The following is a 22,034-nucleotide window of genomic DNA, read 5'->3' as shown; positions in this document are numbered from 1 at the left end:
CGAGGCGCCGCCTACCAGTAATATTCCAGCCCCCTGGCCCAGCGCGTATTGCCATATTGCTGTTTCAGCGTCTGGAACCACGCCCTGCGCTGTTCGATGGGGACATTCTCGTCCCCGCAGCCATTGATGCCGGACGGGGCATAGCAGCGCACCGCGCGATAGAGGGCATAGGCCTTGTCTGCCGGGGCCGCGCCGGGATCGGCCATGATCGAGCGATAGAATGTGCCGCGCGCAATCGGCGTGCCGGAGAACGCTTCCTTGCCGCTGCCCAGCGCGCCTGCCCTTTCCGCGTCGGAATAGAGGCTGAAATCGTCAAAGCCGTTGAGGCGGTAGAAATCGCCCAGGCACAGGCGGCCCTTCACATCGCGCGCATTCTTGGCCAGCAACGCCACCGTCTGGCCCAGCTTCGGGCAGGTATAGCCATCGCTGAAGCGCCCTGCGGTGAACAGGCCCACCGGGATCGTCTGCCCCGTTTCCAGCCACCACAGGCCCGCCTCGGTATCCGCCCCGGCGGGAACGAGCGGCAGATCCTTCAGGAACCCGCCATAGAAGCCGCGCGAAAGCTGCTTGTAGAGCAGGGTGAACAGGGCCAGCTGGCGCTCTGCATCGGGCCGCGCCGCATTGCCCGCTTCGCGCCGCAGGATGTCCGGGCCGACGGTGCGCGCGATCAGTATCTTGCGGATCATGGTTTCGGAAACGGGGGAATCCGCGCCGAAGATCTTCTCCGCCTTGCCCGCCTGCTGCCAGTGGAGCGCCAGGCCCAATTCGGCAGCGGGGCGCTGGTAAAGCCCACTCGATCCGGGGATCAGGCGGCGCCAGAAGGCTTCCTCGCCCGGATCGCGCAAGGCCGCCAGTGCCTGCCCGCGCAACATCTGGCGGCTGAAATCCAGCGCGGAATGCGCGGTAGTGGCGCTGGCATCGGGAATCCGCGCCAGCACGTCCTGCGCATTGCCGCCGATATAGAAGGACCAGGTCGCCCGCAGGAACTGATAGAGATCCTCCCGGCCCTTGAAGATCTGCTCCTGCGCGGCCAGTTCCGCCTCGTCGATAGGCTTCGCGCCATAGTCGAAGGCGACCTCCCCTTCGTCGCCCGAACTGCGCATCCGCATCAGATCATAGGTGGCAAGCAGCAGCGGCGTATCGATGGCGCTTTCCGCACCCGTGGCGAGGAGGAGCTTGTTGTCCACTTCCTCGATCAGCAACGCCTCGGCCGGACTGCCCGGCAGGGTTGCGCCGAGCAGCGCCTCATAGGCGTCTGACAGCCCCGCCAGATCGCCGCCCAGCCACAGCACACGGCGCTGCAACCCCTTGGCCGAAGCGGCATAGGCGCCCTTGGGATAGGCCTTGAGATAATCGACCAGCGCCTGCCCCGCGCGGCGGGCGGCATCCTGATCGGTCTTTTCCGTCCCGCCGAAGAAGCCCCATTCGTCAAAGGCCCGGGCCTGGGCTGCATTAAGCTCCACCCGCGCCTGCATATAGCGCGCCGTTTCCCGCACCCACGGGTCGCCTGCCTTGGCCAGCCCCGCAAAGCCACTGCGCGCCGCGTTCCAGTCCTCGCCATAGAATGCCGCCGAGGCCGCGAGATAAGCGGCGAAATCCATGCCCGGCTTGCTGGCCACATTCACCGGCCAGGCGGGCGTGGGCGCGCTGCGTTCCTTCCCGTCGCTCAACCAATAGGATGCGCCGAAGGCCATGCAGATGGGCGCCAGCTGAGCCCGCGCGGCCAGCAGGGCCTCCCGCTCCGCGCCGGGCAGTTTCGCATTGGCGGCAAGGGCTGCGGCAAAAGCGGTATCGCCGCCCTTCAGGCTGATGCAGCGCGACCCGTAATAATCATCGGCGTCCTGCTCCGGCCGTGCAGGATAGGATGCCTGGCTGAACAGATGCCAATCGAAGTAATTGCGCCCGAAGCCATAATCCCATTCCATCACGGGATAATTGCCCGGCCTGCTGGCCAGCCCGGCCCGGTCACGCAGCAACAGCGCCAGGTTCACCCGCGTATCGTTGCCGGGCCCCATCGCGGCCGAACTGCTGCAATCGAACCCGTTCCGGTCCAGCGTCCAGCCGGGCGAACAGCCGAAATCGCTGCTCGCCCCGGCGGGCCCGGCAGCCCATGCACCCAGCGCAAGGCCCAGCGCCCCAGCCAGCCGCCCCATCCGCATCACATCCATCCTTTATGCAAGCCTGCCAGCCTTCTCCCGCGCCCGCCTGAGTCTTGCAAGCCCGAAGCCCTGCCCGTGGCCTGTGGAAATCCGCGAAACTGTAACGCATCCGTCGCGGCGGCGTCATTCAACGCTCATATGGGCGTCATCCGAACCCCGGAAGCCGCACAGGGCTTCCGCAGGCAGGACATGACATCATGACTACCCAAGCCTCTCTCGATGCCCCGGCCGGCGGCAAGCTGATCCACGGGGCCGCCGTCAGCACCAAGGGGATCAATGGCACGGCTCTGCTGGAACGGGCCTTTGCCTTCGCCTTTCGCGGCCTCGTCTATCCGCAGATCTGGGAAGATCCCGTGGCGGATATGGCCGGGCTGGAACTGCGCGAGGGGCAGCGGATTGTCACCATCTCCAGCGGCGGCTGCAACGCGCTGAGCTATCTCACGGCCGATCCGGCGCAAGTGACGGCCGTCGATCTCAATTCCGCCCATGTCGCGCTGGGCAATCTCAAGCGTGCGGCGGCCACGCACCTGCCCGATTATGCCCATTTCCGACGCTTCTTTGGCGATGCCGATGCGAAGGACAATGTGGCGGCCTATCGCCAGTATATCGCGCCCCACCTCGACAAGCGCTCGCGCGCCTATTGGGAAGGGCGCGATCTGCTGGGCCGCAGGCGCATCTCCATCTTCGCGCGCGGCGCCTATCGCTATGGCCTGCTGGGCAATTTCATCGGCCTTGCCCACTTCCTCGCCCGGCTGCACGGCATGAACCCGCGCGACATATTGCAGGCGGGCGGCGTGGAGGCTCAGCGCGCCCATTTCGAGGCGCAGATGGTGCCCCTCTTCGACAAGCCGCTGATCAAGCTGCTGACCAACCACCCGGCCTCGCTTTTCGGCCTCGGCATTCCACCCGCGCAATATGACAAGCTGGCCGCCGGACGCAGCATGGCCGATGTCCTGCGCGAAAGGCTGGAAAAGCTCGCCTGCGACTTCCCCTTCGCGGAAAATTACTTCGCCTGGCAGGCCTTTGGCCGCGGCTATGAGAAATCGCCCGAGGCCAGCCTGCCACCCTATCTGCAGGAGAGGCATTACAACGCCTTGCGCGAGAGGATCGGGCGGCTGGAGGTGATTCAGGCAAACATGACCGATTATCTCCAGCAGCAGGAAGCACAGAGCGTGGACCGTTTCCTGCTGCTCGACGCGCAGGACTGGATGACCGACCGCCAGCTCAACGATCTGTGGAGCCAGATCAGCCGCACTGCCGCCCCCGGCGCACGGGTGCTGTTCCGCACGGCGGACGAGCCCTCCCTGCTACCCGGCAGGCTGGCGCAGAGCCTGCTCGACATGTGGGACTATCGCCAGGAACGCTCGGCCCAGCTGACCGCACAGGATCGCTCCAGCATCTATGGCGGGACGCATCTCTATGTCCGCCGCGACTGAGGCCGCCTCCTCCGCCCACCCCCATGCGGCGCGGATGGACGCAATCTATGCTTTCCAGCGGCACATCTACGATCTGACTCGCAAATATTACCTGCTGGGGCGGGATCGGTTGATCGCGGGGCTGGACGTGCCGAAGGGCGGACTGGTGCTGGAAGTGGGCTGCGGCACGGCGCGCAACATGGCGCTGGCCGCCCGGCGCTATCCCGAGGCGCGCTTTTACGGGATCGATATTTCGGCCGAGATGCTGAAATCGGCGGAGAAAACGCTGGCTCGCCGCCATTTGTCGGGCCGCTGCACTCTCGCGCAGGGCGATGCGGCGCATTTCGATGCCCTTGCCCTGCTGGCCCAGGCGCAGTTTGACCGCATCGTCTTTTCCTACACGCTCTCGATGATCCCGCCCTGGCAGGAAGCCTTGGCCCATGCCTGCACCCTGCTGGCGCCGGGCGGGCAGATCCATGTGGTCGATTTCGGCCAGCAGGAGGCGCTCCCACGCTGGTTCGCCCGCCTGCTCAAGGCCTGGCTTGCGCGCTTCCATGTGAGCCCGCGCGCAGATCTGTTCGGCTATTGCGAGAGGCTGGCGGCCGAGCATGGCCTGGCCTGCGAGACGAGTTCGCTCTATCGCGACTATGCCCGTGCCTTGGTGCTGAGCCGCAGCTGAGGGGCTCAGCAGCAGTTTCGCCTTACACCACTTTCGTCATTCCCGCGCAGGCGGGAACCCAGAAGCGACCGTCGATCTGGATTCCCGCCTGCGCGGGAATGACGAAGGTAAGGTGTTGCACCCACCAAAGAAAAAGGGCCGCGAGGTTGCCCCCGCGGCCCTGAATCTCATACCTCAAGCGAACTTGAGCTAAGGTATAGACCTTAGTCGTCCTTGAGGAAAGCCGGCATGTGGTCGGGGTTACCGCCACCTTCGCCGTCACGCTCGCGGCGCGGGCCACGGTCGCGGTCACGGCCGCCCCGTTCGCCGCCACGGCCACCATCGCGGCCACCGTCGCGGCGCGGGCCACGGCGGTCACCGCCACGATCGCCCCGGTCGCCACGCGGCTCGCGGGGTTCGCGCGGAGGACGGGTGTCTTCCAGTTCCGCGCCGGTTTCCTGATCGACGACGCGCATCGACAGGCGAACCTTGCCGCGCGGATCGATCTCGAGAACCTTGACGTAGACTTCCTGGCCTTCCGAAACGACGTCGGTCGGCTTTTCCACGCGCTCGTTCTTCATTTCGCTGACGTGGACGAGGCCGTCCTTGCCACCCATGAAGTTCACGAAGGCGCCGAAGTCGACGATGTTGACGACCTTGCCCTTGTAGATCTTGCCGACTTCCGCTTCCTCGACGATGCCGAGAATCCACTTCTTGGCGGCTTCGATCTGGTTGAGGTCCGAAGACGAGATCTTGATCAGGCCTTCATCGTCAATGTCCACCTTGGCGCCGGTTTCGGCCACGATCTCGCGGATCACCTTGCCGCCGGTGCCGATGACTTCGCGGATCTTCGACTTGTCGATCTGCATGGTCTCGATGCGCGGGGCATGGGCTGAAAGCTCGGTGCGGGCCGAACCAAGCGCACGGGTCATTTCACCCAGGATATGCGCGCGGCCTTCCTTCGCCTGAGCGAGGGCCTGCTTCATGATCTCTTCGGTGATGCCCGCGATCTTGATGTCCATCTGGAGCGAGGTGATGCCCGCTTCAGTGCCGGCCACCTTGAAGTCCATGTCGCCCAGGTGATCTTCGTCACCCAGGATGTCGGACAGCACGGCGAATTCGTCACCTTCCAGGATCAGGCCCATGGCGATGCCGGAAACCGGACGTTCGATGGGAACGCCGGCATCCATCATCGACAGACAGCCACCGCAGACAGTCGCCATGGAGGACGAACCGTTGGACTCGGTGATGTCCGACAGGACGCGGATCGTGTAGGGAAAGTCTTCCTTGGAAGGCAGCACGGGGTGCAGCGCACGCCATGCCAGCTTGCCATGGCCCACTTCGCGGCGGCCCGGCGCGCCGAAGCGGCCCACTTCACCGACCGAATAGGGCGGGAAGTTATAGTGCAGCATGAAGCTTTCGTAGGACAGGCCGCCAAGCCCGTCGATCATCTGCTCGCTGTCCTTGGTGCCCAGCGTGGTGGTGCAGATGGCCTGCGTTTCACCGCGCGTGAACAGCGCCGAACCATGGGTGCGCGGCAGGAAGCCTACCATGCTCTCGATCGGGCGGACCTGCGTGGTGGTGCGCCCGTCGATGCGCTGGCCATCCTTGAGGATGGCGGTACGCACGATTTCGGCTTCCAGCTTCTTCATGGTCTTGTTGGCGACCATCTGGGTCTGCGGGGTTTCATCCGCAAACGCAGCCTTCGCCTTGGCGCGGGCTTCGTTCAGGGCGTTGGAACGGGCAGACTTGTCGGTCAGCTTGTAGGCTGCGGCGATATCGGCGCCGATCAGATCCTTGAGCTTCGCCTTCATTTCGGAAGTATTGTCCGAAAGATCGACTTCCCAGGGTTCCTTCGCGGCCTTTTCGGCCAGGTCGATGATCGCCTTGATGACCTTCTGCGATTCGGCGTGGGCAAACATCACTGCGCCCAGCATTTCGTCTTCGGTCAATTCCTTGGCTTCGGATTCGACCATCATCACCGCGTCCTGCGTGCCGGCGACGACGAGATCGAGGCGACCTTCGGCAGCTTCCGACAGGGACGGGTTGAGCTGATACTCGCCATCCTTGAAACCGACGCGAGCCGCGCCGATCGGGCCCATGAAGGGCACGCCGGAGATCGTCAGGGCGGCAGAAGCGGCGATCATCGCAACGATGTCGGGCTCGCTTTCGCCGTCATAGGACATGACCTGGCAGATCACGTTGATTTCGTTGTAGAAACCTTCAGGGAACAGCGGACGCACGGGGCGGTCGATCAGGCGGGAAACCAGCGTTTCCTTTTCCGTCGCGCCACGTTCACGCTTGAAGAAGCCGCCCGGGATACGGCCGGCGGAAGAGAACTTTTCCTGATAGTGAACGGTAAGGGGGAAGAAGTCCTGCCCTTCCTTCACGCTCTTGGCGGCGGTCACGGCGCACAGCACCACGGTTTCGCCATAGGTGGCCAGAACGGCGCCATTGGCCTGGCGCGCAATGCGGCCGGTTTCCAGAGTGAGGGTCTTTCCGCCCCACTCCAGCGATACGGTTTTCACGTCGAACATGTATTTTCCTTATGTCCCGCGCGGCCCTATTGCGGCGCGGGGCCTCTGCTACCGGGTAAGCCGTCCCGGTCCGGTATGGGGCCTTTTCACTGCCCCAGGCCCCTTCGCCGAATTGCGAAGGAAACCTCATCCCTTGATGGGCCCCGCAAGGGCAGAACCCATATAAAGCGAAAGGGCGGCCCCGAGGAGCCGCCCTTGAGAAACTCTTACTTACGCAGACCCAGCTTCTGGATCAGCGAGTTATACCGCTCGACATCCTTCTTCTTGAGATAGGCGAGCAGGCTGCGGCGCTTGTTGACCATCATCAGCAGGCCGCGGCGCGAGTGGTTGTCCTTGTGGTGCGCCTTGAAGTGCTCGGTCAGGTTGCGGATACGCTCGGTGAGGATCGCGACCTGCACTTCGGGGGAACCGGTGTCGCCCTCGACGCGGGCATTGCCCTGGATGATCTCAGTCTTCTTTTCGGCAGTTACCGACATAACATTTGCTCCGCGACATCTCTAAAGGTTGAAACCCCTGACGACCTTCGCCGTCCCGGCTTCGAGTTCGACCAGAGCGACGGGACTTTCTCCCGCCCTTGCCCAGTACAACCCGTCACCTTGGGGCATTCCGGTGAGGACACGGCCCTGTCGGACCGCCACTGCCGCCTCCGGAGAGAGATCGAGGGCCGGGATGTCGTCCAGCCCCGCCTCAAGCGGCAGGATTACGTCTTCAAGGCGCGCGCCCTTGCCGATTTCGTTCAGTTTGTCCAGCGAAATCGCCTGATCTAACGTGAACGGCCCGGCCTTGACCCGGCGCAGCATGGTGACATGGCCGACCGTGCCGAGCGCCAATGATATATCACGCGCGAGGCTGCGAATATAGGTGCCCTTGGAGACATGGGCGGTCAGGGTGATTTCGGCCAGATCCTCCCCGGCACGGGGAGGGGGACCGTCCGAAGGACGGTGGAGGGGCACCTGCGACGGGGCTGAACCGGACAGCGAAGCACCATCCGGCACCTGCCCCTCCACCATGCTCTGCATGGTCCCCCTCCCCGTTTCGGGGAGGATCGAGAGGGCATAAACCGTCACCGCCCGCACCTTCAGTTCCACCTCTTCCCCCGCCCGGGCGAGGTCATATGCGCGCTTGCCGTCCACTTTTAGCGCCGAATAGGCCGGCGGCACCTGCTCGATCGGGCCAGTGAAGCGGGGCAACACCGCCTCCAGCTGGGCCAGGACGGGCCGCGCATCGCTCGTGGCGATCACTTGCCCTTCCGCATCCAGCGTGTCCGTCTGTTCCCCGAAGCGGATCGTGAAATCGTAGATCTTGCTGGCGTCCAGCATCCGCCCGCACAGCTTGGTCGCCTCGCCCAGCGCGATGGGCAGCACGCCTTCGGCCAGCGGATCGAGCGTGCCGCCATGGCCCACCTTCACCTTGCCATAGCCAGCCTCGCGCAGATTGCGCTTCACGGCCCCCACTGCCTGGGTCGAGCCAAGCCCGACCGGCTTGTCGAGAATGATCCAGCCATGGACGCTCATTGCGCGGCGCCTTCCTGGAAGGCCAGCGTGCGGCCATGGGCGCGGATTCCCTCAGGCCAACCATGCGTGAAATGATCGTATCCCACCGGATTGCCCGCATAGATCTCGCGCACGGCATCCTCGAATTTCGGCAGATCGCCCGCCATGGCGCTGAGGAAGCGATAGGCGGCATCGTGGCACTGCTCCGGCGTCTTGGCCTGGGCCCGCGCCGCGTCCACCAGCCGCCGCAAGGTAGCAGAGGCACCGCCGCGCTGGGCGCTCAGCCAATCCCAATGGCGCGGCAGCAGCGTGACTTCCCGCGCCTTCACCCCCAGCGAGGGGCGGCCGCGCGGGCGCTGGTCCGCCGAACGCAGATCGAGATCGATCTGGCGCCCGGTTTCATCGTCGAACGCCAGAAGGTCATTCGCCCGCTCCAGCGGTTCGATGCCCTTGAGGCGTTCAGCCATGTCTTCGGCAGGGCCACGGGCGATGGGCTCGCCCTTGAGAAAAACGGTCACGTCCATGCGGCGACTCCTATCGCCGCCACCTTTATTTACCCGGATTAAATTGTCAATATATTATCCGGGTAAATATCAATCGACCGCCGCCTTAGCCTCGGCTTCGGGCTTCTTGCCCTTCTTTGCCTTCTTGGGAGGCTGCCCGTCGATCTTGACGAAGGACTTCAACGGATAACGCTGTCCGGAGATATAAAGGTTGCTCCAGCGATCGAGCCTGTCCATCCCGCCAGTGTCGAGCCCGATGAAAAACGTATAGGGCAGTTCAGGAGAGGGGGCGAAAAGCTCGGCCTTGTACCATTGGCGATGGGCATCCTGAAAATAGACCACGTCGCGGCCATCGGCGCGCCAATCGCGCACCCCGCCATGATTGGCGAAGGCAATATAGGCCTCGGCAGGCTTTTCCGTGGATTGGGCTGCGCCGGGATTATCCTGAGCCAGCGCGGGCGAGGACGCCACGGCAAGCGCGGCAAGGGCCGGAAACACGAACGAAAGCTTCATCTCGACTTCCTTTCAATCTCCCTCTCGCCCTCAATGTCGGGAGCGCGACGAACGGTGTCAAGGATGCGAGGAATATGGCCTCATTCCTGCCCGGTCAGCCCCCCGCCGCCCAGGCGGCAATGCTGTAATAGAAATCCTGCGCGCGCATCACCACGGGAGTAAGGAAGCGCCCGATAAGGTCGAAACCCGGGATCAGGCTGGGCAGCACCAGCAACAGCAGGAATACCAGCGGCAGGCCCAGCGGGCGCAATTTGGCATAGGCCCGCGCAGCATCGCGCGGCAGCAGCCCCTCCACAATATGCGATCCGTCAAAGGGCGGGATCGGCAGCAGGTTGAACAGGGCCAGGAAGATGTTGATCAGGATGAAATAGTTGAGCCCCATCATCGCCAGAGCCAGCGCCCCTTCGGGCTGGGCCTGCAACCCGCGCCCGAGCAGGCCGAGCCCCACAGCGGCAATTGCGGCCAGCACCAGATTGCTGGCAGGCCCGGCCGCCGCCACGGCCATCATGCCATAGCGCGGATTGCGCAGCCGCCGGGCGTTCACCGGAACCGGCTTGGCCCAGCCGAATACCGGCGCACCCAGCAATGCCAGTGCGCCCGGCAGAATGACTGTGCCGAGGGGATCGACATGACGGATGGGATTGAGGCTGAGCCGGCGCATGTCCCGCGCGGTAGTGTCGCCCAGAGCGAGCGCGCTCCAGCCATGGGAGACTTCGTGAAAAACGATGGCGAAGATCAGCGCCGGGATCAGCACCAGCGCGGAAAGGAGAGTATCACTCATGCCGGGGAGATAGGGGGCCGCCGGGCAAAGGCCAAGCTATTGCCGGGAGCTTTCCGCCCATTCCTGCGCAAGGATCGAAAATACCGCCGTATCGCGCACATGGCCGGTCCAGGTGACCCGCTCCGCCCGCAACACGCCTTCCCTCTGCGCGCCCAGCTTGAGCACGGCCGCCTGCGAGCGGGCATTGCGAACGTCCACGCGAAATTCCACCCGACCGAGCCCTTGGGCAAAAGCGTGGCCCAGCATCAGCCGCTTGATGCTTGTATTGAGCCCCGTGCCGCGCAGCGCGGGCGCGATGAAGCTGTTGCCAATCTCCACCGCCCAGCCCGGCGCGCCCCGTTCGATCCATCCGGTCATCCCCGCGACCTGCCCGGCGACCGTGATCGCATAGACCCGGCGCTGCGGCGGCGCGGCCAGCAGGATGTCGAACTGCCGGTCGAATGCCTCGCCCGCATAATTGGTGGGGTAGATCGCCCAGATCTCGCTATCGGCCTGGGTCGCCGCGCGCAGCCCCTCGCGATGATGCTCTGCCAGCGGCTCAAGCCGCAAATCGCCTTCGCTCAGTGGAACGTAAAGCCCGTCGCTCATGACTGGATCGCCTCGGAGAAATGGCGGCGGCACAAGGCGACATAACGCTCGTTCCCGCCGATCTCGGTCTGTGCGCCGTCCGTCACCGCCCCGCCCGCTTCATCCACGCGCAGATTCATCGTCGCCTTGCGGCCACAGTGGCAGACGGCTTTCAGCTCGATCAGTGCATCGGCAATGCCCAGCAGCGCGGCAGAACCGGGAAACAGCTCGCCCCGGAAATCGGTGCGCAGGCCATAGCAAAGCACGGGAATATTTGCCTCATCAGCCAGCCGGGCGCATTGCCAGACCTGCTCTTTCGTCAGGAACTGCGCCTCGTCGATCAACACGCAGGCCAGATCGCGCGCCTCGGGCACGGCACTCACCTGCGTCCACAGATCGGTTTCCGCGTCGAACAGATGGGCAGCCGCTTCCAGCCCGATGCGGCTGGCGATCGGCTTGCCCTGCGGCCGCGTATCCAGTGCAGCGGTCCACAGCATGGTGGCCATGCCCCGCTCGCGATAATTGAATTCCGCCTGCAGCAGGGTGGAGGACTTCCCCGCATTCATGCTGGCGTAGTAGAAATAGAGCTTGGCCATGCCCGGCAGATAACCGCTCTGCCCCAGCCTGTCGAAGCCCTGACCGTCACTTCAGGTTGAAAACCGCGCTCAATCCTCGTCGAGATCGCGCGCCACGCGCGGATCGTTCAGCAGGCGCTCGATCCGGTCCGCCTCGTCAAAGCTCTCATCCCCGCGAAACTGCAGCTTCGCGGCGAATTTCAGGCCGAGGCGCTTGGCCACTTCGCGCTGGAAGAAGGCAGTGTTCTGGCGCAAGGCCTTGATCACTGCATCCTCATCCTCGCCCAGCAGCGGCTTCACATAGACCGTGGCGTTGCGCAGATCCGGCGTCATCCGCACTTCGGTGACCGAAACGGAATGGGCCGAAAGCGTATCGTCATGCACTTCCTGCCGGGTAAGCAGTTCCGACAGGATATGGCGCACGCGTTCGCCCACTTTCAGCAGGCGAACGGACTTCTCTTCACCGGTTGCAGCATTGCGGGCCATCAGCGTTCCATAATCTCGATTATCCGCCGGATCGAGCGGATGTTGCGCGCGGTGTGGCGGCAGCCGAGACGCCGGGCAATGAAATCCCCGCTCAGCTTCGTGACGCCCGCGCCATTGACGTAATCTACATGCAACGCCCGGTGGCCCGCAGCAATGCGTTCCGGCCCGCGCGTCGCATAGTCGGCGATCAGCCTGGCGACAGCTTCCGGCTCCGGTTGACGTTCGAGGAAATGGACATGAACCTGCTTGTCCTCACCCGTTTCCGCAAAGGGATTTTCCGCCAGCGTGGCCGCCAGTTCCGCCCGGTTCATCACCACGGCGAAAGTATCGATCTGGAAAGCATCGCGCACGACATAGGCCAGCTTTTCCGCCAGCCCTGCCGACGGGCGTTCCTCATGCGAAAACAGCACATTGCCGCTGGCAACCACCGTTTCCACATCCTCGAAATCTTCCCACTCCAGCGCCTTGCGCAGGTCTTCCATCGTCAGCCGGTCACCACCGACATGGATGTTCCCAAGCAAGGCGACGTAGCGGTTCATCAATTTCCAGCCACGATAAAAGAAACACCGGGACGTTCGGCAAAGCGCCGGAAGTGAGAGCCAGGCATGGACCGCACATCTCTATGCGTCTTGCCTGGCTCTTAGCTCACTTCCTGAACGCCGCGCGTCACAATACCCGTTCGCGTTCCTCGATTTCGAACACTTCGAGCATGTCGCCCGCCTTGATGTCGTTCGTGTCCTGCAACACCACACCGCATTCCAGGCCTGCGCGGACTTCGTCCACGTCTTCCTTGAAGCGCCGCAGCGAGGCGATGACCGTCTTGGAAACGATGACATCGTTGCGGGTAAGACGCGCGTGGAAGCCCTTGCGGATGATGCCTTCGAGCACGAGGAGGCCGGCGGCCTTGTCCTTCTTGCCCGCGGGGAACACCTGCTTGACCTCGGCGCGGCCCATGACGTTTTCGATCCGCAGCGGCCCCAGTTCGCCCGCCATCTCCTTCGCGATTTCCTCGGTCAGGTGATAGATGACGTCGTAATACATCATCCGGGTCTTGTTGCGGTCGATCAGTTCGCGCGCCTTGGCGTTCGGGCGGACGTTGAAGCCGATGATCGGCGCGCCGGAGGCCGAAGCCAGCGTCACGTCGCTCTCGGTGATCGCGCCCACGCCCGAATGCAGGATGCGGACCTTGATCTCGTCATTCGACAGATTGTGGAGCGCGTTGTTGATCGCTTCCACGCTGCCCTGCACGTCGGCCTTCACCACCAGCGGGAACTCGATCACATTCTCCTTGTCCTTCAGGGCGGAGAACATGGTGTCGAGGCTGGCAGGCGCGATGGCAGTGCGCTTCTCGGTCGCCTTTTCCTTGCGGTAGTTGGAAACTTCGCGGGCGCGCTGTTCGTTTTCGACCACGGTGAGCTTGTCGCCCGCCATCGGCACGCCAGCGAGGCCGAGGACCTCCACCGGCAGCGAAGGCGGCGCTTCCTTGATCTGGCGGCCCTTGTCGTCGATCATCGCGCGGACACGGCCGCTTTCGGTGCCGACCACGAAGACATCGCCGGTCTTCAGCGTGCCGCGATTGATCAGCACGGTGGCCACCGGGCCACGGCCCTTGTCCAGCTTGGCTTCGATCACGGTGGCTTCCGCTTCGCGATCCGGATTGGCCTTCAGTTCAAGCAGTTCAGCCTGGAGCATGATCTTCTCGATCAGATCGTCGAGGCCCATCTTGCTCTTGGCCGAAACTTCCACGTCCTGCACGTCGCCGCTCATCTCTTCCACGACGACTTCGTGTTCGAGCAGGCGTTCGCGGATGCGCTGCGGATTGGCTTCCGGCTTGTCGCACTTGTTGATCGCCACGATCATCGGCACGCCGGCGGCCTTGGTGTGATTGATGGCCTCGATCGTCTGCGGCATGATGCCGTCATCGGCGGCCACCACCAGCACCACAATATCGGTGACATTCGCACCGCGCGCGCGCATTTCCGTGAAGGCGGAGTGGCCCGGCGTATCGAGGAAGGTGATCTTGTCGCCTCCCTTGGTGGTGATCTGATAGGCGCCGATATGCTGGGTGATGCCACCGGCCTCGCCCCGCACCACATCGGTACCGCGCAGCGCATCGAGCAGGCTGGTCTTGCCGTGATCGACGTGGCCCATGATCGTGACCACCGGCGGACGCGGCTTCAGCGTGCCTTCGGCATCCACGTCTTCCGACGTATCGATATCGACATCGCTTTCCGAAACGCGCTGCAAATTGTGGCCGAATTCAGTGACGAGCAGTTCCGCCGTATCCTGGTCGATCGTCTGGTTGACGGTCACCATCATGCCCATCTTGAACAGGGCCTTCACCAGATCCGCACCCTTTTCGGCCATGCGGTTGGCGAGTTCCTGCACCGTGATGGCTTCCGGCACCACCACATCGCGGACCTGCTTGTCACGCTGCTGGGACTGGCCGGAGAAGTGGGCACGGCGTTCCTTCTCACGCGCACGCTTGAGCGCGGCGAGCGAGCGGGCGCGCGCGCCTTCATCCTCATTGAGTGCGCGATTGACGGTCAGCTTGCCGCCACGGCGCCGGTCGATCGCATTGGCGCCGCCACCACCGCTGCCGCCGCCACGATCGTCACGACCGCCGCCACGAGCGACGGGCTTCTTACTGTCCTCGCGCTTCTTCTCGGGCTTGTTGTCGGACTTCTCGGCGGGCTTTGCCTCGGTCTTGGGCGCGGCCGCGGGCTTTTCGGGGCGCTTGGGTTCAGGCCGGACAACCGGCGTAAACATGCGCGGAGCAGGTGCGGGCGCTGCCGTGCGGACAGCAGGAGCAGCCGGCGCGGCAGGAGCCTCGGCCGCAGGCGCAGCAGCCGGTGCTTCGGGCGCGGCGGGAGCTTCCTCCACCACGGGCTCGGATGCCTGGGGCGCGGGTTCCGGCGTCGGCGCCGGCTCTTCGGCGGCGCGGGCGGCTTCTTCCTCGGCCTTGCGGTTTTCCTCGGCGCGGCGCTTTTCTTCCTCGATCGCGCGCAAGCGTTCTTCCTGTTCGCGGCGATTGGCCTCTTCCAGCGCGGCCAGACGAGCTTCCTCGGCCTCGCGCAGCAGGCGTTCCTGCTGTTCCAGGCGAGTCTCGGTCGAGACGGCGGGGCGGGGCGGGGCGGGCGGCGGGGCCGCCTGGGCAACCGGCGCCGGTGCCGCTTCAGGCGCAGGAGCGGGCGCCGGGGCCGCAGCCTCCGGTGCCTGGCCGGGCTTCACGATCTTGCGACGCTTCACTTCCACGACCACCTTGTTGGTGCGGCCGTGGCTGAAGGTCTGCTTGACCTCGCCCGCTTCGACCGAACGCTTCAGCCCCAGCGGCTTACGGCCCAGCGTCGGTTTGTTGTCGGTATCGCTCATACGCCTCAATCTATCCTTCGTATTCTCTGTTCGTCGCCCGCGCAGGGCCTAGCCGACTGTAACGGCATCATGCGCGGCGCCGTCCGTCGCCCCTTCCGGGGAAATGTTCTCAGCCGCTGGATATGCCCCTGTGAAGCGCATCAGGCGCCGCAAGGGAATTGCGACCCTTTCGGCCGACCCATGGTCAGCCAGCGCCAGATGGACGACATTCTCGCGGCCCAATGCCACAGACAGAGCCGCGCGGTCCAGTGGCAAGCGTTCGCCAACCAGGCCCGACCCTTCCGCATCCATGCCTACACGGAAAGCCTGATCCAGCTTCCGGCAGCCATCATCGCTGGCATCGGCCGCATGGCCAAGCCAGGCGACAGCACCGCTCCGCGCCTGCTGCGCGATGCGGTCTGACCCCAATATAAGTTTTCCGGCCCGCATTTCGAGGCCGAGGCGCTGAAGAAATGCGCGTGTCAGCGCATCCTGCGCCAGCGCGCCGAGATTTTCCGGTATGGTCAGCTTCGCGCCCTTGAAGGCACGAGCCAGTGCGCCGCGCAGCTTGCCCGAGGCAATTGCCTCTTCCAGCTGGGCGCGACTCACCCCGATCCATGCCCCCCGCCCCGGCGCACGCGCCAGAGCATCGGGCAGGACGTCTCCGTCAGGCGAGATCGCCAGACGCAACAATTCCTCACGGGAACCGTTGCTCCCGGTGATCACGCACTTGCGCTCGGGAGACGCCTCCTCACTCCCGGCCGCGCGGTTGCGCGGCGGGCGAGGGGCGGAAATGTCGGACCCTAGCGGCTCATTGCGGGGTGTCCGCATCGGCGGCCTCCCCAGAATTGTCGGCCCCGGCAGCAGCTGCCGGTTCTTCATCTTCAAACCAATGGGCGCGGGCCGCCATGATGATTTCGTTGCCCTGCTCTTCGGTCAGGCCATATTCGCCGAGTACGCCCGCCTTGTCCTCGGTCCGGGCATTGCGGCGCGCCTGCGGGCCATCGCCACGACGACGCGGCTCGTTGCGCTTCTTGGCGATGAGTTCGTCCGTCGCGAGATCGGCCAGATCGTCCAGCGTCTTGATCCCTGCCTTGCCGAGCGTGACCAGCATCGCTTCGGTGAGGTTGGGAATCTCGGCCAGCGCATCTTCCACACCCAGGGCGCGGCGTTCCTGACGGGCAGCCTCTTCCTGGCGTTCGAGCGCTTCCTTGGCGCGGTTCTGGAGTTCTTCGGCCAGTTCCTCGTCGAAACCTTCGATGCTGGCCAGCTCGTCCACGCCGACATAGGCGACTTCTTCCAGCTCGGCGAAGCCTTCGGCCACCAGGAGCTGCGACAGGGTTTCGTCGACGTCGAGTTCTTCCTCGAACATCTTGGAGCGCTCGGCGAATTCCTTCTGGCGCTTCTCCGAAGCCTCGGCCTCGGTCATGATGTCGATCTGGCTGCCGGTCAGCTGGCTGGCGAGGCGCACGTTCTGGCCGCGGCGGCCGATCGCCAGCGAGAGCTGGTCATCGGGCACCACCACTTCGATGCGGCTTTCTTCCTCGTCGATCACCACGCGGCTGACGGTGGCGGGCTGGAGGGCGTTGACCACGAAAGTGGCGGTATCCTCGCTCCAGGGGATGATATCGATCTTCTCGCCCTGCAGTTCCTGCACCACGGCCTGAACGCGGCTGCCCTTCATGCCGACGCAGGCGCCGACCGGGTCGATGCTGCTGTCGCGGCTGATCACGCCGATCTTGGCGCGGCTGCCCGGATCGCGAGCAGCAGCCTTGATCTCGATGATGTTGTCGTAGATCTCGGGCACTTCCTGCGCGAAGAGCTTCTTCATGAACTCAGGATGCGCGCGGGACAGGAAAATCTGCGGACCGCGATTGTTGCGTTCCACCTTCAGGATCAGCGCGCGAACACGCTCGCCCACGCGGGCGGCTTCGCGCGGGATCTGCTGATCGCGGCGGATCACGCCTTCGGCGCGGCCGAGATTGACGATCACATGGCCGAATTCGACCGACTTGATCACGCCGGTGATGACTTCACCCGCGCGATCCTTGAACTCGTCGTACTGGCGCTCACGCTCGGCATCGCGGACCTTCTGGAAGATCACCTGCTTGGCGGACTGAGCGTCGATACGGCCAAGATCGACCGGCGGCAGCGGATCGACGATGAAGTCGCCCAGGCCGGCATTCTTGTCGAGCTTCTGGGCCTGCTTGAGATCGACCTGCTTGAAGTAGTCCTCCACTTCCTCGACCACTTCCACGACGCGCCACAGGCGCAGGTCGCCGGTCTTGGGATCGAGCTTCGCGCGGATATCGTTCTCGGCGCCGTAACGGGCACGGGCAGCCTTCTGGATCGCCTCTTCCATTGCCTCGATGACGATCGCCTTGTCGATCATCTTCTCGCTGGCAACGGAGTTCGCAATCGCGAGCAGCTCTGCCTTGTTGGCGGAAATCGCACTGGCCATTTGTCTCAGCCTTCCTCTTCTTCGAGAAATTCGTCTGCGCCTTCTTCCACTTCCTCTGCGCCGGAAGTGTCGAGCGGGCGGGTTGCGGCAATCAGCCTGTCGGTAAGGACAAGCTTTGCCGAATGAATGAGTTCCAGCGGGAATTGCACCCGGCCGACCTTGGCATCGTCCACCGTGACGATATCGCCTTCGATCCCGGCCAGATCGCCCTTCACCGTCTTGCGCGGCTTGCCGTCATCGCCATGGATCGCCTCGGCCAGGGCGATGCGCACTTCATGCCCGGCCCAATTGGCGAAATCCTTCGACCGGGTAAGCGGCCGGTCAATGCCGGGCGAGCTGACTTCCAGGCGATAGGCGCCCTCCACCAGCACTTCGCCTGCATCCTCCAGCTCGTCCATCCTGTCCGAAACGCGGCGGGAAAGTTCGGCGCATTGTTCGATCACCAGCTGCCCGGTGGCCGGGTCTTCCGCCATGATCTGCAGCGCGGGTTCCCCCTCGCCAGCTTCGGCGCCGATCATTTTCACGCGCACGAGATCAAACCCCAGGGCATTCGCCTCGGGCTCGATCACTTCAATAAGGCGCGCAATATCGGCCATGAGTACTCCGGAATTACGGACAATGCGAAACGCGTTTCGGGCCGGCCCCGAGTGGCGCCAGCATCCAAACCTTGAATCACAATGTCGGGATGCAGTTCAGATAGGCCCCTGCACAGCACAATGCAAGGGAACATTATGTAGCTCTGCGCCGTGACATCGCCATGACACGAGGGCGGAACAGCGGCGGGGATGCGCGCTCCCGCTTGACGCTGGCGTCCGGGACTGCTTGCAAAAGACACAAGGCCCGCGTGCTATTGGAGCGAATGATGCAGATTCCCGAGGATATTTTCACCGAACAGGAAGATGTCGATCCCGATACGCTGGCCAATCTGGGCCCGCTGCGCCGTTTCGCCGGCATCTGGGAAGGCAAGCGCGGCACCGACATCGCCCCCAAGGCCGAAGGGCCGGACGAAAGCGAATATTCTGAACGCATCGTGATGCAACCGATCGATCCGCAATCCAACGGGCCGCAACTGCTCTATGGCCTGCGCTATCACGTCCACATCAACACGCCGGACGAGGACATCACCTTCCATGACCAGATCGGCTATTGGCTGTGGGAACCGGCTACCGGCCTGATCATGCAGACCCTGGCGATCCCGCGCGGACAGGTGGCGCTGGCCGCTGGCCATGCCGCGCCGGGCGACAATCGGCTGGTGCTGGAGGCAAAACGCGGCACCACCGAATATGGCATCGCCTCCACCACTTTCCTCGAACAGGCCTTCCGCACCGATTCCTACCGGATCGAAGTGGAATTCCACGAGGATGGCAGCTGGAGCTATGTACAGGACACCGTGATGATGGTGCGTGGGCAGACCGAACCCTTCCACCACCGCGACAATAATCGCCTCATCAAGGTGGGCGAAGTGGACATCAACCCCTGGCTGAAGATCGTGCGCGGGCAGGCGGCGGAGTAAGCCCTCGCCCTTCCCTCCGCTCGTCCTGAGCCCGTCGAAGGACGCGGGAAGCCATCAGCCCCATATCCCTTTCTTAGGCCAGCATCGACGCCTGTCCTTCGGCAGGCTCAGGACGAGCGGGTTTGGTGATCGGGATTGGGGTTGTGCCCGCTCATCTTCGTCATTCCCCCAGCAAAGATTGACTTGCTGCCCCGCCGGTGACAGCCTGCGCGCATGAACCGGCACTTCTTCCGACATCTGGGTGGTCAACTTCTCGCGGGCATGTAGCCCCGGGTCCGGTGCGCACACGCCCCGCGCCCGGGGCGAACTCCAAAGACCGAATACGGCGCGACAGCCGCCTTTCTCTCTATCCGGAGGTGCCAGCACCATGACCGATACGCTTATGACCAAGACCAAGGCCAGCCGCAGGCCACCCATCCATATGATCGACAATGAGGCCGAAAGCCTCGCCAATCTCGCCATCGGCAATAGCGAGCGTTTCCCCGAAGCGAGCGACCTGCTGCTGCGCGAGATCGACCGCGCGCGCATCCATGCCGCCGGGAAAATTCCCGCCGGGATCGTCACCATGAATTCCACGGTGGAATTTGCCGACGATGCACATGAAGACGGCCACACCGTCCAGCTCGTCTATCCCGGACAGGCCGATATTGCGGCGGGCAAGCTCTCCATCCTCACCCCGGTGGGCGCGGGGCTGATCGGGCTGGCGGAAGGACAGTCGATCATCTGGCCGGGTCGCAATGGCAGCGAACGCGTTCTCACCATCCGCAAGGTGGTGCAGCCGGCCTGATCCTATTGCACGAGCCCGTGCTTGCGGATGCAGTGGCGCAGCTGGTCGTAAGTGAGCCCCAGTGCCTTGGCCGTCTGCCGCTGGTTCCAGCGGTAGCGGCCAAGGGCATGTTCGAGAATCGCCCGCTCATGCGCATCAACCGCAGCGCGCAGGTCACTCACCTGATCATGATCGGGGATGCCGATCACACGAGGGGGCGCGTCGTCCGCTCTCTCGGCGCCTTTATGCGCTGGCTCGCCCGCCGGTTTCCAGGGGCTGTCAAACGGGTCGAACTGGACGTGGCCGATCGGCTCTTCCCAATCGTCCCAGCGATAGACCGCCCTTTCCACTACGTTTCTCAGCTCGCGGACATTGCCGGGCCAGGCATAGTCCTCCAACTGGCGCTGGACATGGGGCGCATAGCCCGGCCAAGCCTCCCACCCCAGCTCGGCGGCCATGCGGCGGCCAAAATAGTCCGCTAAAACAGAAATATCGCCTTCCCGCACACGCAGGGGCGGCAGGGTGATCACCTCGAAACTCAGCCGGTCGAGCAGGTCCGGCCGAAACCGCCCTTCCCGCGCCATGCGCGGCAGATCCTCATTGGTGGCGGCCACGATCCGCACATCCACCCGGATCGGCCGGGAAGAGCCGATGCGGGTAACTTCGCCATATTCCACGGCGCGAAGCAGCCGCTCCTGCGCGCCCATGGAAAGCGTTGCCAGTTCATCCAGGAACAGCGTTCCCCGGTCCGCTTCCTCGAAGCGCCCTTCGCGCGCGCGCGTCGCGCCAGTGAAAGCGCCCGCCTCATGCCCGAACAACTCCGCCTCGATCAGCGTTTCGGGCAAGGCGGCGCAATTCATGGTGACCAGCGGTTCTTCCCAGCGGTTGGAAAGGCGATGGAGGCGTTCCGCGATCAGCTCCTTGCCGGTGCCACGCTCCCCGATGACCAGAACGGGGCGACGCATCGGCGCAGCGCGACTGGCCCGCTCAACCGCGTCCAGAAAGGCGCCTGATTGCCCGATGAACTGATTGCCCCGATCCATCCACCAGCTTGTAGCGGATTTTCCCAAGACATGGCAATAATCACCAACACCTGCGCGCCGCCCTGCGCAAAAACTAACGAATTTCCGCCCTCCCCTCCAATTGGCACGCCCTTTGCTATTGTCCTGGCATGTGTCCTGGCATGAATTCTGGAGGGAACCGCACCATGTATGACAGCCGCTTTTTCCATACCAAGCTGGGTAAGGCAGCCGTCGTCAGCATCGCCGCGATGCTGGCTTTCAACATGCTGGCGCTGAGCCAGCAGCTCCAGGCCGCGCCCACTCCGCTGGCCCTGGCGACACACACAGTGGAGCTTGCGTGAACACGGCAGACAAAAATCCGCTCAGCCCGATCGGGCAGGAGCATCGGGCACCCCGGATGGACGGAACACAATCACCCCTTTCCGGCGTCCGCCCCACGGTTCAGACCGGAAGCGAGACGCGCCGCGCCCGCCTCGATTCAGAGGTTGACCGGGCGCGACGCAACCCCGAACCGAACCGCAATGCAACCTTTGGAGGAGTTCCCTGGATGGGCATTTTCTCGCGTACCCGCGACATCATCGCCGCCAATTTCAACGATCTGCTCGATCATGCCGAAGATCCGGCCAAGATGATCCGCATGATCATCCTCGAAATGGAGGAAACCCTGGTGGAAGTGCGCGCCAGCGCAGCCCGCACGATCGCGGATCAGAAGGAAATGCATCGCCACACGGTGAAGCTGGAACGGCTTCAGGCGGATTGGGGTGAAAAGGCCCAGCTGGCCCTGTCCAAAGACAGGGAAGATCTGGCCCGCGCCGCGCTGGTGGAAAAGCGCAAGGCCGGTGACATGGCCGAACAACTGCAGGCCGAGATTGCGGTGCTGGACGATTCCCTGCGCGCTTATGAAGCGGACATTCAGAAGCTGCAGAATCGCCTGCGCGAAGCCCGCAGCCGCCAGACCCAGATCGCGGCGCGACTGGAAAGCGCAGAGAACCGCGTGAAACTGCGCACCCTGCTCGCCACCGAACGGGTGGACGAGGCCATGGCCCGCTTCGACCAGCTGGAACGCCGGGTGGACTACGCCGAAGGCCGGGCCGACGCGCTGCGCATCGCCGAGGGCGGCCAGCCGAGCCTTGCCGACGAGATCAACGCCCTCGCCGGTTCGGACAAGATCGATGAGGAACTGGAAGAGATGAAGCGCGCGCTCGGCATGGGCGGCGAGAGCAAGGGGGAATAA

Annotated in this window: 22 protein-coding genes; 6 read left to right on the top strand and 16 right to left on the bottom strand. The window is 64.1% G+C overall.

All coding sequences use genetic code 11. The features are described from left to right. Nucleotides 1-11 precede the first annotated feature (11 nt). Nucleotides 12-2,159, bottom strand: a complete 2,148-nt coding sequence (locus tag H0274_RS14060) for a hypothetical protein (protein ID WP_226796117.1) — start codon at nucleotides 2,157-2,159, stop codon at nucleotides 12-14. A 197-nt stretch (nucleotides 2,160-2,356) separates the two neighbouring features. On the opposite strand from H0274_RS14060, the gene H0274_RS14055 reads away from it, so the two are divergent. Both H0274_RS14055 and H0274_RS14050 read left to right on the top strand, forming a co-directional pair. Continuing rightward, nucleotides 2,357-3,595 (top strand): BtaA family protein, encoded by a 1,239-nt coding sequence (locus H0274_RS14055; RefSeq protein ID WP_226796116.1) that lies wholly within the window; start codon nucleotides 2,357-2,359, stop codon nucleotides 3,593-3,595. Continuing rightward, the gene (locus tag H0274_RS14050; RefSeq protein ID WP_226796115.1) at nucleotides 3,579-4,253 is read left to right on the top strand and encodes a class I SAM-dependent methyltransferase; all 675 of its coding nucleotides are present in this window, start codon (nucleotides 3,579-3,581) and stop codon (nucleotides 4,251-4,253) included. Before H0274_RS14055 ends, H0274_RS14050 begins: the two co-directional genes overlap by 17 nt. A gap of 203 nt (nucleotides 4,254-4,456) precedes the next feature. Here the strand turns inward: H0274_RS14050 and pnp are convergent, their stop codons facing one another. The 14 genes from pnp to rimP form a co-directional block, all read right to left on the bottom strand. After that, nucleotides 4,457-6,769 (bottom strand): polyribonucleotide nucleotidyltransferase, encoded by a 2,313-nt coding sequence (pnp, locus tag H0274_RS14045; protein WP_226796114.1) that lies wholly within the window; start codon nucleotides 6,767-6,769, stop codon nucleotides 4,457-4,459. A 206-nt stretch (nucleotides 6,770-6,975) separates the two neighbouring features. Then, nucleotides 6,976-7,245, bottom strand: a complete 270-nt coding sequence (gene rpsO, locus H0274_RS14040; protein WP_054532360.1) for a 30S ribosomal protein S15 — start codon at nucleotides 7,243-7,245, stop codon at nucleotides 6,976-6,978. 21 nt (nucleotides 7,246-7,266) lie between these two features. After that, nucleotides 7,267-8,283, bottom strand: coding sequence for a tRNA pseudouridine(55) synthase TruB (gene truB, locus H0274_RS14035; RefSeq protein ID WP_226796113.1), 1,017 nt, complete (start codon nucleotides 8,281-8,283; stop codon nucleotides 7,267-7,269). After that, nucleotides 8,280-8,786 (bottom strand): DUF2239 family protein, encoded by a 507-nt coding sequence (locus tag H0274_RS14030; protein ID WP_226796112.1) that lies wholly within the window; start codon nucleotides 8,784-8,786, stop codon nucleotides 8,280-8,282. Before H0274_RS14030 ends, truB begins: the two co-directional genes overlap by 4 nt. A gap of 69 nt (nucleotides 8,787-8,855) precedes the next feature. Next, entirely contained in the window at nucleotides 8,856-9,278 is a 423-nt protein-coding gene (locus tag H0274_RS14025; protein ID WP_226796111.1) for a hypothetical protein, read from the bottom strand. A gap of 94 nt (nucleotides 9,279-9,372) precedes the next feature. Beyond that, nucleotides 9,373-10,059: a site-2 protease family protein gene (locus H0274_RS14020; protein ID WP_226796110.1), complete on the bottom strand. Its 687-nt coding sequence runs from the start codon at nucleotides 10,057-10,059 to the stop codon at nucleotides 9,373-9,375. A 36-nt stretch (nucleotides 10,060-10,095) separates the two neighbouring features. Continuing rightward, complete coding sequence (locus H0274_RS14015; RefSeq protein ID WP_226796109.1) at nucleotides 10,096-10,647, bottom strand: GNAT family N-acetyltransferase; 552 nt, start codon at nucleotides 10,645-10,647, stop codon at nucleotides 10,096-10,098. Further along, the gene (locus H0274_RS14010; RefSeq protein WP_226796108.1) at nucleotides 10,644-11,222 is read right to left on the bottom strand and encodes a thymidine kinase; all 579 of its coding nucleotides are present in this window, start codon (nucleotides 11,220-11,222) and stop codon (nucleotides 10,644-10,646) included. Before H0274_RS14010 ends, H0274_RS14015 begins: the two co-directional genes overlap by 4 nt. A gap of 69 nt (nucleotides 11,223-11,291) precedes the next feature. Continuing rightward, nucleotides 11,292-11,687: a 30S ribosome-binding factor RbfA gene (gene rbfA, locus H0274_RS14005; protein ID WP_226796107.1), complete on the bottom strand. Its 396-nt coding sequence runs from the start codon at nucleotides 11,685-11,687 to the stop codon at nucleotides 11,292-11,294. Continuing rightward, entirely contained in the window at nucleotides 11,687-12,226 is a 540-nt protein-coding gene (locus H0274_RS14000; RefSeq protein ID WP_226796106.1) for a DUF1697 domain-containing protein, read from the bottom strand. The genes rbfA and H0274_RS14000 overlap by 1 nt, the downstream gene beginning before the upstream one ends. 127 nt (nucleotides 12,227-12,353) lie before the next feature. Next, nucleotides 12,354-15,059: a translation initiation factor IF-2 gene (gene infB, locus H0274_RS13995; RefSeq protein WP_226796105.1), complete on the bottom strand. Its 2,706-nt coding sequence runs from the start codon at nucleotides 15,057-15,059 to the stop codon at nucleotides 12,354-12,356. Nucleotides 15,060-15,107: 48 nt separating this feature from the next. After that, nucleotides 15,108-15,869, bottom strand: coding sequence for a DUF448 domain-containing protein (locus tag H0274_RS13990; protein WP_226796104.1), 762 nt, complete (start codon nucleotides 15,867-15,869; stop codon nucleotides 15,108-15,110). Beyond that, on the bottom strand, nucleotides 15,850-17,499 hold the full coding sequence (nusA, locus tag H0274_RS13985; RefSeq protein WP_226796103.1) for a transcription termination factor NusA: 1,650 nt from the start codon (nucleotides 17,497-17,499) through the stop codon (nucleotides 15,850-15,852). The genes H0274_RS13990 and nusA overlap by 20 nt, the downstream gene beginning before the upstream one ends. A gap of 5 nt (nucleotides 17,500-17,504) precedes the next feature. Further along, a complete protein-coding gene (gene rimP, locus H0274_RS13980) occupies nucleotides 17,505-18,095 on the bottom strand; it encodes a ribosome maturation protein RimP (protein ID WP_226796102.1) in 591 nt (196 codons plus the stop codon). 263 nt (nucleotides 18,096-18,358) lie between these two features. Between rimP and H0274_RS13975 the strand changes: the two genes are divergently transcribed. Both H0274_RS13975 and rnk read left to right on the top strand, forming a co-directional pair. Next, the gene (locus H0274_RS13975; protein ID WP_226796101.1) at nucleotides 18,359-19,012 is read left to right on the top strand and encodes an FABP family protein; all 654 of its coding nucleotides are present in this window, start codon (nucleotides 18,359-18,361) and stop codon (nucleotides 19,010-19,012) included. A 367-nt stretch (nucleotides 19,013-19,379) separates the two neighbouring features. Further along, nucleotides 19,380-19,799, top strand: coding sequence for a nucleoside diphosphate kinase regulator (gene rnk / locus H0274_RS13970; RefSeq protein ID WP_226796100.1), 420 nt, complete (start codon nucleotides 19,380-19,382; stop codon nucleotides 19,797-19,799). Between the two features lie 2 nt (nucleotides 19,800-19,801). Here rnk and pspF read toward each other — a convergent pair whose 3' ends face one another. Further along, nucleotides 19,802-20,821, bottom strand: a complete 1,020-nt coding sequence (gene pspF / locus H0274_RS13965) for a phage shock protein operon transcriptional activator (RefSeq protein ID WP_226796099.1) — start codon at nucleotides 20,819-20,821, stop codon at nucleotides 19,802-19,804. 140 nt (nucleotides 20,822-20,961) lie between these two features. On the opposite strand from pspF, the gene H0274_RS13960 reads away from it, so the two are divergent. Both H0274_RS13960 and pspA read left to right on the top strand, forming a co-directional pair. Next, nucleotides 20,962-21,141 (top strand): hypothetical protein, encoded by a 180-nt coding sequence (locus tag H0274_RS13960; protein WP_226796098.1) that lies wholly within the window; start codon nucleotides 20,962-20,964, stop codon nucleotides 21,139-21,141. Nucleotides 21,142-21,197: 56 nt separating this feature from the next. Beyond that, entirely contained in the window at nucleotides 21,198-22,034 is an 837-nt protein-coding gene (pspA, locus tag H0274_RS13955; RefSeq protein WP_413463483.1) for a phage shock protein PspA, read from the top strand.

Origin of the sequence: Fulverythrobacter ferritrahens (assembly GCF_020539485.1) — a bacterium.
GTDB classification, from domain to species: domain Bacteria; phylum Pseudomonadota; class Alphaproteobacteria; order Sphingomonadales; family Sphingomonadaceae; genus Andeanibacterium; species Andeanibacterium ferritrahens.
This window is presented reverse-complemented; position numbering and strand designations above follow the sequence as displayed.